The 11,594-nt window shown below is 49.3% G+C and carries 6 protein-coding genes; all 6 read left to right on the forward strand.

Features of this window, described 5'->3' with window-relative positions; all coding sequences use genetic code 11:
* The first annotated feature begins 54 nt into the window (after positions 1 to 54).
* Entirely contained in the window at positions 55 to 3,393 is a 3,339-nt protein-coding gene (recC, locus tag GZ78_RS09415) for an exodeoxyribonuclease V subunit gamma (RefSeq protein WP_034834992.1), read from the forward strand.
* The gene (recB, locus tag GZ78_RS09420; RefSeq protein ID WP_051786001.1) at positions 3,390 to 7,124 is read left to right on the forward strand and encodes an exodeoxyribonuclease V subunit beta; all 3,735 of its coding nucleotides are present in this window, start codon (positions 3,390 to 3,392) and stop codon (positions 7,122 to 7,124) included. The genes recC and recB overlap by 4 nt, the downstream gene beginning before the upstream one ends.
* Positions 7,121 to 9,148, forward strand: coding sequence for an exodeoxyribonuclease V subunit alpha (recD, locus tag GZ78_RS09425; protein WP_034834994.1), 2,028 nt, complete (start codon positions 7,121 to 7,123; stop codon positions 9,146 to 9,148). The genes recB and recD overlap by 4 nt, the downstream gene beginning before the upstream one ends.
* A gap of 127 nt (positions 9,149 to 9,275) precedes the next feature.
* Entirely contained in the window at positions 9,276 to 10,610 is a 1,335-nt protein-coding gene (locus tag GZ78_RS09430; protein ID WP_034834996.1) for a hypothetical protein, read from the forward strand.
* The gene (locus GZ78_RS09435; protein WP_034834998.1) at positions 10,610 to 11,329 is read left to right on the forward strand and encodes a hypothetical protein; all 720 of its coding nucleotides are present in this window, start codon (positions 10,610 to 10,612) and stop codon (positions 11,327 to 11,329) included. Before GZ78_RS09430 ends, GZ78_RS09435 begins: the two co-directional genes overlap by 1 nt.
* Positions 11,322 to 11,594: hypothetical protein (locus GZ78_RS29410; RefSeq protein ID WP_201772691.1), on the forward strand; the 273-nt coding region annotated here is incomplete at its 3' end. The genes GZ78_RS09435 and GZ78_RS29410, both read left to right, overlap by 8 nt.

An 11,594-nucleotide genomic window follows, 5' to 3' on the forward strand; every position in this document is an offset into this window, starting at 1 on the left:
TCGCTTGAGCATTAACAGTTAGAATCATCATTGATACAGGCTGATTCTCCTTTCGTGTTCACCATTTATCACTCTAACCAGCTTGACCTGCTCAAAGACCTGCTGATTGACCGAATACAACGGGATCCACTTCCCAATCCTTTGGAAGACGAGCAGATTCTTGTTCAGAGCCCGGGCATGGCACAGTGGCTTCGGCAGGCTCTGGCAGAATCCATGGGCATTGCAGCGTCGCTCAATTTCCCCCTGCCGGCCAGCTTCCTTTGGGATATGTTTGTCAAGGTTCTACCGGAAGTGCCCAGGCGTTCGGCATTTAACAAGGAGGCCATGACCTGGAAGCTGATGTCATTGTTGCCAGAAATGCTGGATCAGGAAGCCTTTCAGGCTCTACGACATTATCTGGCCGATGACAACGATACTGTGCGTTGCTACCAGCTGGCCGGTAAGGTCGCCGATATTTTCGATCAATACCTGGTCTATCGTCCTGAGTGGATGGCTGACTGGGAACAGGGAAAAGACGAAACCGCAAGAGATCAGCTCTGGCAGCCCATGCTCTGGCGGGCACTGGTTGCCAGAACGGCTGAAGCCGGTCAATCCCACTGGCACCGAGCCAATATGCACCAGAGTTTTCTGAATGAACTGGAGAATGGCGCTCACCAGCAGCGACTGCCCCGCCGGCTTTTTGTCTTCGGAATCTCTGCACTCCCTCCCCACTTTGTAGAAACCCTGAAAGCTTTGGGGCAGCAAACTGAAGTCCACCTGATGGTGTGCAACCCCTGTCAGTATTATTGGGGAGATGAGAAAGACCCCAAATACCTGGCCAGGCTGGCAGCCCGGCTCTTTAGCAAGCAGATCAGTAAACAGGCAGCCCCCACTCTTTTGGAAAAGAGTTCACCCCAACAGGACGATCTGTTCGAACCGGCAGTTGAAGACCCTCTGTCCCTTGAAAGCAGTAACGCTTTACTGGCCTCTATGGGCAAACTGGGCAGAGACTACATGCATCAACTTCATGGTCTGGACGCCACAGAAATTGTTGCCTTTGTCGAAGGCCAGGAAGATTCGCTGCTGCATCGTATTCAGAAAGATATTCTTGATCTCACGGACAGGAGCCAGCAAAGTCCTGCCACTGTCGACTCTGCAGACCATTCACTGGTGTTTCATAATTGCCACAGTGCTCTGAGAGAAGTGGAAGTACTGCATGATCAACTGTTAAAGCTGTTTGAAATGAACCCGGACCTCACACCCAGAGATGTGGTGGTCATGTTGCCTGACGTGGATCAATACAGCCCATGGATTCACGCTGTTTTTGGCGGTCTTCCCGAGCATCACAGCGATCCACGCTATATTCCTTTTGCCATTTCTGACCGCAGTGCCAGTCAGGAATTCCCACTTTTAAAAGGACTGTTACAGCTTCTGGACCTGGATAATCAGCGTTGTGGCGCTCAGGAAATGCTCGAGCTTCTTGAAATCCCGGCTATACAAAGGCGATTCAAGATCGATGAAAAGGGCTTTGAGCTGTTGCGCCGCTGGATTGATGAGTCGGGAATTCGCTGGGGTCTGAGCCCCGAGCACCAGAGCGGTTTTGGTGTTCCCCCCAGAGAAAGCAACTCCTGGCTGTTTGGTCTGAAGCGCATGTTACTGGGCTATGCCCTTCCGGAAGAGAATGGTCTTTTTTCTGGCATACTGCCACTGGACTCGTCACAGGGAATGAATGCCGTCCTGAGCGGTCAGCTCGCTGCCTTTATAGAAGAAGCTTCTGAGCTGATTCTGCAACTCAATGAATCCCGCTCCATAGAAAGCTGGACACTGTTCATCAATCAGATACTGGATAACTTCTTTGAAGCCGACGAAGAAGATGAATACGCTCTCAAGCTGGTCAGAAGTTCACTGGAACACCTGACCGAGCAATTGCGTGATGCCGGGTATACCACTGAGTTGTCCCGACCGGTTTTGCTGGACTACCTGACAGAGCGACTCACCAGTGAACGAAGCAGCCAGAAATTCCTTTCGGGTCGTGTTAATTTTTGCACCCTGATGCCCATGCGCTCCATCCCCTTCAAAGTCGTGTGTCTGCTGGGCATGAATGATGGTGCTTATCCCAGGAGCATTCCCCCAGCCGGCTTTGACTTGATGACTGAGACACCCAGACGAGGTGACCGGTCTCGACGTGAAGACGACCGATACCTGTTTCTTGAAGCTTTACTGTCTGCCCGAGAGACGTTTTACATCAGTTACACAGGCCGCAACATTAAGGACAACAGTGAACGTATACCTTCGGTACTGGTCACCGAACTGCAGGAATATTGCAGCCAGTTTTTTCAGGATGAAAACTCTTTACAGTGTCTGATCACCGAACATCGACTGCAGCCATTCAGTCAGGAAAATTTCAATCCGGGAAGTGGCCTGTTCAGTTACGCCAAAGAGTGGCTGCCTGCGGCCAGAAAGCAGACTGAAACCTCAACACCTTTTCTGACCTCAACGCTGAAACAACGTGAATTGCCGGAAGCACTCGAAGTGCCTGAATTATTGCGTTTTTTCCGAAACCCCAGTCAATATTTCTGCAACCGAAGGCTGAAAGTCTACTTTGAGCAAGAAGACACCCTGCTGTCAGATACTGAGCCCTTTTCCATGGGCCCTCTGGATACTTACTGGCTAAAGACCTCATTGCTGGAAACCCTGATGGCAAAGAGCAGCCTGGACAGTTTCAAGGAGAAATTAAACGCCACCGGAACATTACCTCACGGAGCCTTTGGTGAGTTACTGCTTGAAGATCAACAAAACGCGGTCTCCCCTCTGGTAGAAAAGCTCCGTGACTCTACCCTCGCCCCTCTTGAGGACGTGGAAGTCAACCTGTCATTGGCTGGTATCAAGGTCACAGGCTGGCTGAAACAGCACTACGCCTTTCCTGGCCAGAATTCAGGACTGCTGCGATACCGGGCAGCCAAACTGAAAGCCAGAGACAAACTGTTCGCCTGGATAGAACACCTTTTATATTGCGCCTGTCAGGGAACCTCTAAAGTCATACCAGGCCATACCCGACTACTGGGACTGGATGGCGAGATCCTGTTCACACCTCTACCTGCTGAGCAGGCCATCACCTATCTGGATGACCTGGTAGCACTGTATTTGCAGGGCCAGACCAATCCTGTGCCCTTCTTCCCCGGCACATCCCAGGCCTGGCTGGAAAAAGTCGAAGATGATGAGAAAGCACGTAAAGCCGCAGAAACGGCCTTCTACGGCGGCTATATGCATCATGGCGAGGCGGAGGACCCCTATATCCACCGAATTTTTCCTGAACTCGATCCCATCTATGATGACTTTACAAACCTGAGTCGTCTGATTCTTGAGCCCATGAGCAAGACTATGGAAGTCATGATGGAAGGAAGCCGGAAATGACTGTAACCACTCCAATGTCCATAGCAAACGAACAGCTGCAGCTGGATGCCCGGATATTCCCGCTCCATGGAAACCGATTGATCGAAGCCAGTGCAGGCACAGGTAAAACCTACACCATCGCCAACCTTTTCCTCCGGCTGGTGTTGGGACATGGCCCTGAACATGATCAAGTAGTATCAGCCCACTGCCAGCCTCTGACAGTAGACCAGATTCTGGTAGTGACCTTCACTGAAGCAGCCACTGAAGAACTAAGGGATCGTATTCGAGCCAGACTTCATCAAGCACGGGAAGCGTTTGAAAACGCAGAAACAAATGATCCATTCATAGCCACTCTGATGAACGACCTTGATCGGCACCCTGAAAGAGCCCGACTGCTTCTCGCAGCAGAACGTCAGATGGATGAAGCCGCCGTTTTTACGATACACGGCTTCTGTCAGAGAATGCTGAAACAACATGCCTTTGAAAGTGGCACCTTGTTTTCCAACGAGTTAATCACGGACGAAACCCATTTACTGGAACAGGCTGCCGCTGACTTTTGGCGGACTGAGCTATACCCACTCAGTAAACCTCTGGCCAGACTGGCCAGATCCGTCTGGAAGACGCCAGGCGACTTATTGAATGACATTCGAGGATTACTGGGCAAACCGGCCTTGCAAGTTAAAACAGGGAGCATGCCAGACACCCTTGAGCGGTTTACCTCATCCTATGTTGAACCGGCTCAATCCATAAGAAATCTTTGGCGTGACGAGCGTTACGCTATTGAAGAGCAACTGCTATCCTGCGGGCTTAAAAAAACCAGTAAGCCCTTCAAACGAATAGCCGATATGGCTGCTTTTGCCAACAGTGACGCATTATTTCCAGATCTGGGGCGTAATGACAGCTGGGAAATCTACGGCAGAGAAAGTCTTGAAAAGTCGCTTTCCAAAAAAGGTGTGTTACCCGATCATCCGGTTTTCTCCCTGATCGAGAACCTGCTGGATCAGCCTGCCAGCATTAAAGACGCCTTTAAAAGCATGATGCTGGCAAGATCGCTTTCCAGCATTCAGCTGAGAAGGCTCTACATCAAAAATCAGAAACACCAAATGTCTTTTGATGACCTTCTGATCCGGCTTCATCACGCTCTTTATCAAGATCATGGCGAACAACTGGCTGAGACGCTTCAACTCCAGTTTCCGGTTGCCATGATTGATGAGTTTCAGGATACCGACCCACTGCAGTATGCCATTTTCAACCGGATCTACCCCAACCACTCAAGCCCGGATCGTACATCCGGATTATTTATGATTGGTGATCCCAAACAGGCTATTTATGCGTTCCGTGGTGCGGATATCTTTACTTATATGCAAGCCAGAAGGCAGGTGTCGGCACACTACTCGCTGGACACCAACTGGCGCTCCAGCAGTAATATGGTACACAGTGTTAACCGGGTTTTTGACCAATGCCTTCAGGAGCCCAATCACGAAAGTCGCCCTCCTTTTGTTTATAGAGACATTCCCTTTTTATCGGTCAAACCTTCACCTAAGGCCGATCACCAGAGTCTGTTAGAGGCGGGCTCTCAGGTGCCGGCGCTGTCTATCTGGTGGCAGAATAATGAAGGAACTGCTGTTGGCAAGACCGACTATGAGCAAACCATGACCCAGGCGACAGCCAGCGAAGTCAATCGTTTACTCAGTCAGGCTCAGGCCACCATTCAGTCTACAGTTCCCTCTGATGAGAGCATTGAGCCTTTAAAAGCCGGTGATATTGCCATATTGGTAAGAACCGGAAGACAAGGGCTAATGATCAGGGAAGCCTTGTCAAAACAGGGTATTTCCAGTGTTTACCTGAGCAGTAGTGACTCTGTTTTTGCGTCTAATGAAGCCGTGGATGTTCTGAGAATACTCACGGCATGCCTGCACCCTGGTCACGACAGAACCCTGAGATCTGCCCTCGCAACGCCACTGTTAAACCTCTCTGCCGAAATGCTGGATGCACTGAACGAAGATGAAATGGCCTGGGAACAGGCTGTTGAAGAATTTTCGGAGTATCACCAGATATGGATGAAACAGGGCGTCCTTCCCATGCTCAGAGTACTGGTTCAAAAGCGTAAGCTGGCCGAACAGCTGCTGGCAAGAGACAACGGGGAAAGACGCCTGACCGACCTGCTTCATGTCGGAGAACTGTTGGCTGCCGCGAGCCTTGAACTTGAAAGCCCTCATGCATTGCAGAGATGGCTGTCTGAACATATTCGTAAACCCGACACCCATGCCGATGAACAGCAGCTGCACCTGGAAAGTGAACGAAACCGGGTACAAATCGTCACTATTCATAAGTCCAAGGGGCTGGAATACCCCGTCGTCTTTTTGCCATTTATCTGCAGCTTCAGAGAAGCCGGGGAGCCGGTTTATCATGACAGTCAACACACCACTCTGGACTTGTCCGGTGATGATGAGGCACTGATTAAAGCCGATGAAGAACGATTAGCCGAAGATATCCGATTGCTTTATGTCGCCCTGACACGCTCTGTTCATCGATGCTACCTGGGCATGGCGCCTGTCAAAAGTGGCTCTGGCCGAAAGAATGATCAAACCGATCTGCACAGAACGGCTATTGGCTGGTTGCTCAACGGCTCTGACATTCTTGATTCTGCGACTTTGGAACAAAAACTGAATAATCTGGCGGCAAGTCATCCAGCCATCGATATACAGCAGATTCAGGACCATCAACTCCCTGTCTTTCAAAGCGAACCCGAAGAAGCGTTACAGCTTGAAGCTTCAGAATTTAAGGGCAGTATTCAAAGAGACTGGTGGGTCACCAGTTACTCGGCCCTGTCCCGAACTGCTCATAATCAGGGACACCGGACGGTTCAGGAGCCCGATGCCTCTCTGGAAACAGCGGGCCTGGACATGGAGGTTCTGACTGAGGCTGAAGATCCCTCCAATACCGAGCTGCAGCCCGACGCAGAAATTATCGATATTTTCACCTTCCCAAAAGGTGCTCGTCCCGGAACGTTTTTGCACGCTCTGTTTGAAAATCTGGAGCATCTGGAATCAGAGACACTGAATGCCATCACTCAGGATTTATCCGGTTATGTGCTTGAACAATTGCAGGCAGAGGGCTTCGATGAAAAGTGGTGCCCTACCCTGGCCAACATGCTGGATCATTGTCTGAACGCACCATTGAACGACAGCAATGGATTAACTTTGGGAGATCTTCCCCGTCATGCCAAAAAAGTGGAGATGGAGTTTTACCTGCCGGTTAGCAGGCTCAGATCCAGCGAATTGAACGCAATTTTAAAATCTGAAGACAGACTTTCGGCTCAGGCAGGATTACTCGACTTTGTGACGGTAAAGGGCATGTTAAAGGGATTTATTGATTTGACCTTTGAATACGATGGCCGCTGGTATGTTCTGGACTACAAGTCGAACTGGCTGGGTGAGCAGCTCAGTGATTATACCCATGAGAGCATGCAGAGAGTGATGGTTGAACACCGATACGATCTTCAGTATCAGCTTTACTCACTGGCACTGCATCGACTGCTGAAGAGCCGGCTACCGGACTATGACTTTGAGCAGCATTTTGGCGGGGTCTACTATCTGTTCCTCAGAGGCATCAGAAAAGATGAGTCTGAAAAAACGGGCATTTTCCATTGCCGCCCCAAGCAATCACTGATAGAGAAACTGGATCGTCTTTTTTATGGAGAATCCGCAATGAGTGAAGAACCCTCTACCCAAGCGGGAGTTTCTTCATGATCACGGCCATTAAACAGCTGTACCAACAAGGCCGGATTCGCCCTCTGGATTATCAGTTTGCCCGCTTTACTCATGAACTCGATCACACGCCCTGTGTCGTGCTTGTGGCGGCTCTTATCAGCCATGAACTGGGCCGAGGCAACCTCTGTCTGGAACTGAATCATTTATACCATGACCCATTATTTGAATTGAGCCTGGCTGAGAGTAATAAACTCAGAACTCTGGCTGATATTGATGGTATGGCAGAAGGCCCGTTGATCAGCTCATTACTCTCCAGCCCCGTCATCAGCGATGGTGAAACCAACACACCGATGGTTCTGGACGGTAAAAGACTGTATCTCTATCGCTACTGGCAGCATGAATGCCGGGTTGCCCAACAGCTACTGAAAGGACGTACAAAATCAGAAGACCTTCAGGAAACCCGCAGGATTCTTGATCGACTGTTTCAAAGAAACTATGTCACACTTTTTGAGAACCGCCCTGATACTGGCGATGCCAACGTCCTGCAGGAATACCTGATCAAGTGGCTTGATATAGAACTGACGAAAGCCATTGACTGGCGCGCCTGCATACAGACTCTAACGTCTGCCGGACTGCCTGACGATCTTCATTCGCTTGATCAGCTGATCCCTCCTCAATATTGCCTGAACTGGCAGAAAACAGCGGCATCCATGGCAGCCACTCAACCCTTAGTCGTCATCAGTGGTGGCCCCGGAACGGGCAAAACAACAACCGTTACACGACTGCTGGCCATGCTGGTTGAGAAAGGTTTGAATCAAGGCAAAATACCCGACATCCGGCTGGTAGCTCCAACAGGCAAAGCCTCTGCCCGCCTTACCGAATCTATTGGAGGTGCGCTGTCTGATCTTCACTGCGGTGAAGATGTCCGTGATCTGATTCCCAGCCAGGCTGGCACCATTCACCGATTACTGGGCGTGATCCCCAACAGGCCAGAGTTTCGCCATAACGCCAGTAACCCCCTGCATCTGGACATTCTGGTCGTGGATGAAGCGTCAATGGTTGACCTGCCTCTGATGCGGCACTTACTGGATGCACTGCCTGACCATACCCAGATCATTCTTCTTGGCGACAGGGACCAGCTAGCCTCTGTAGATGCGGGCAGCGTACTGGGTGATATCTGCTCTGCCGCAGAAGGTGGCTTTTCTCTGGAACAGGCTGACACACTGGAACAATTGACGGGCTTCAATTTTAAAGGTTGGGCGACATCACAAAGCCAACCCATTAATGATCGCTTCTGCCAGCTTCAGAAAAGTTACCGATTTGATGCTCGTTCAGGCATTGGAACACTGGCCAAGGCCGTCAACCGAGGGGATGCCAAACAGATACCCCACATTTTTCAACAATCTTTTTCTGATATTGCCCTGCACCCCCTGGACGAGAACAGCTACCAGCAACTTATGTCGCTTTGCGTGCAAGGCTATAGCCCCTACCTTCAGGCTATTCAGAATCAGCGTGATGAAAAATCGGTACTCCATGCCTTCAACCGTTTCCGTCTGCTCTGTGCATTACGGGAAGGCCGCCTGGGGGTGGAAGGGTTGAATGACCGTATTCGTCAGGCATTGGCTCGAAAAAACCTGATCCCTTCAGAAGGTTTATGGTACTCGGGACGCCCGGTTTTAATCACCCGTAATGCTCACGATCTGGGTCTTTACAATGGTGATATTGGCCTGACTCTGCCAGATAAGAATGGCCGTTTAAAAGTAGTCTTTGAATTACCCGACGGCAGCCTTAAACATCTTCTGCCCAGTCGACTGCCTGAGCATCAGACGGTTTTCGCCATGACTGTTCACAAAAGTCAGGGATCTGAATTCCCCCATACCGTCATGGCGCTGCCAGAACAAATGACACCGATTTTAACCCGTGAGCTGGTTTACACAGGCATTACCCGTGCAAAATCCAGACTGGATCTGTTTGCACCACCGCAGATTCTGATCAAAGCCATTCGCCAGAAAACCCAGAGATCGTCCGGATTAAAGGACAGACTCATAAACCACGCCCGTTAAGATTAAGAGGAAATTTGAAAGCTTTAATCTTGGATGCTTAAGTAAAAGCACTTTAAACGTCACTACCCTTTCGATAGACTCCCTGAAAGTAAAAAAATAGATAAATTATGCTGTTAAAAGGATTTCTATGGGTATCAGTCAGACAGGGAAGCTGCTAGGTCAGCATAATATTCAGTCTTATTCTTACAATAGTGGCTTTTTGCTTTTCGATCAGGATACCGATGGCCGTTGTGGCAGGCGTATTCTGATCGATGCCCGCCTAGCCAACAAGTTTTCCGCTCTCATCAACCATGACAGCAAAGGCTCACTGGTTATCCACGGTATCAAGCAGCACAAATCCAGGGGCGGGGGTATCAATAGCCACAGCGGTATCGGTAAAGCCCAGAAACATATGGACGTCATTGGCCATGTGGTGGTGACTTACGAAATTCATCAATCGTCTCCGGATGACCCCTATGGCGGTATCCGGATTACAGATATTGATATTGCTGACTTTGCACGAGCTAGAGAGCCTGGGTACTACCATGTCCAACATAATAACGATAAATGGACTACTAATGAAAAGCCGGGCAGCTCGATAACCACCAAAAAAGTAGCCATTAATGGTAAAATTGACAAATTCGAACAAGCAGCTGAGGAATTAATCCCTGAAATGGTGGAGAAAGCTTATGGCGATATCGACGCTCAGGGCTTTGATTTCTTCTACCAGCCTAAACCTCTGCTGTATCGCGGCTTACGATTTAAAACCCCCGCCCAAAAACGCACCAATATTTTTGTTGCCTGCGACCGACTGGCCAGAGGCTTACTGCAGACCCAGAACCAGGGCCAAACAATCCAATGGGTAATCCATGGCGACGGCCTTTCACTGTTTGAAAAAGCCCTGGATCGATTGAACGGACAAACATTGGATAAACACCAAGTGTTGATTGCAGGCCTACCTAAACAACAGCTGGGTTCAGTGATTCAGAAAATGCGTGGGTATGGCATTCAGTTTCACGACGATGTTATCAAATACAATGGTCATGACTGGAGCTCTTTGAATAATCGGGTTTTGGGTATGAAGCGCATGTATCAAGCCATAGAATCTCTGGGTGAAGGCTATCAGGATCGTTTGGGAGAATTGAAAGACCAGGCCAGGGATGACCGGTTCAAAGCCATTAGTGGCTCTGCCGGTGCTCTAAGCAATGGTTTTCTGGCGGGCAGCCTGATGATAGGTTCGATGAGTTCTGACACGTTAATGGCAGCAGGACTAACCTCAACCGCCTACGGCCTTTATGCCTTTACTCACAAGCTTCGCTCACTGCGAAATATCACCGCCAATAAGCTCGACAACGCTGGCCTTAATCCCCATATGCACCCTTTTAAAAGTACAGCCCGCTTCAACAGTCATGTAGAGCGTACCTATGGCAGTCAAACCCAAAGCTTTCTGGCACTGGTGGGTTATAAACGAGGGAATGTCTGATGCTGCTTTGGTTAAAACGGTTATTCGCCTCCAAAAAACGGCTGGTGGGTAGCCCTCATTTTGATCAGGCTCCCTGGCGTACCCTCGACATTTCCGGCACTGTAGTTCGTTTCAAAAACCCGCCAAAGAGCGTGAGGATTGCCAATCGACACTGGCCGGAGAAAGTCGATCTTTATGAGGAAGACTACAAGGAGTGGCCCGATGGTGAGGGTCTATCAAAACACATTTTTAAAAATTTCTGGTCTTACTATGATCACCTGCTCTGGGGAGAAGGCCATGTAGGGAGTTGCAGTATTTCCATATCCATACAGCGCCGAGCACCCCATAACTGGAGCATTCGATCTATGCTGCACCCAAAAGATTGCCGGAGCTGGATTCTTAGCCGACGCAAGAAAAAAGTTGACGAGTTTGACTTCAAGACCCCACTCACAAACGATGACCTTGATCGAATCTGTGTGAATGACCATTACTTGTATAAAGAGAGAACCTATAGGGGTAATAGAGGTTGGTACGAAAAATATCATACCCCTCTTTCAGACGATCACCTGCTGACCTTTTACTTCAACCCTGGCAGTAATCAAAGCTTGGTGAATGACGAAGATAATCTCGAAGCTGAGGTTGAAAACACCATTCAGTCTTTTATGGAAAACCTTCATATTACTCTGTCACCCGATACCCAAAAACGAATTGAGGTGCTGAAACGGAATGAAAGTGTCTGAAGAAACGATCGCAATCAATGGACTGGATCTGGATGCCATTATTGATGAGCTTGAACAGTGGTTCAGCTTTCTCAATACGGTCATTGGCATAATGTCTTTTACTCTGGCACTGGCCTGCCTTGGCACTAACACACCTGCCTTCAATGCCTTATTATCGGTCATTATTGTTATTCTGGCAGTGGAGCAGCAGAAACGATTCTATCTTGAAAAAGTACGAAAGCTGAGAAAATCGGCAAAGAAAAATGAAACAGCAGACCTTATTTTA

Origin of the sequence: Endozoicomonas numazuensis (assembly GCF_000722635.1) — a bacterium.
Classification (GTDB): domain Bacteria; phylum Pseudomonadota; class Gammaproteobacteria; order Pseudomonadales; family Endozoicomonadaceae; genus Endozoicomonas_A; species Endozoicomonas_A numazuensis.

Bases quoted from the DNA above. Each gene is read 5' to 3' on its own strand.
- recB (WP_051786001.1), top strand. From the start codon at position 3,390: ATGACTGTAACCACTCCAATGTCCATAGCAAACGAACAGCTGCAGCTG.
- recD (WP_034834994.1), top strand. From the start codon at position 7,121: ATGATCACGGCCATTAAACAGCTGTACCAACAAGGCCGGATTCGCCCT.
- GZ78_RS09430 (WP_034834996.1), top strand. From the start codon at position 9,276: ATGGGTATCAGTCAGACAGGGAAGCTGCTAGGTCAGCATAATATTCAG.
- GZ78_RS09435 (WP_034834998.1), top strand. From the start codon at position 10,610: ATGCTGCTTTGGTTAAAACGGTTATTCGCCTCCAAAAAACGGCTGGTG.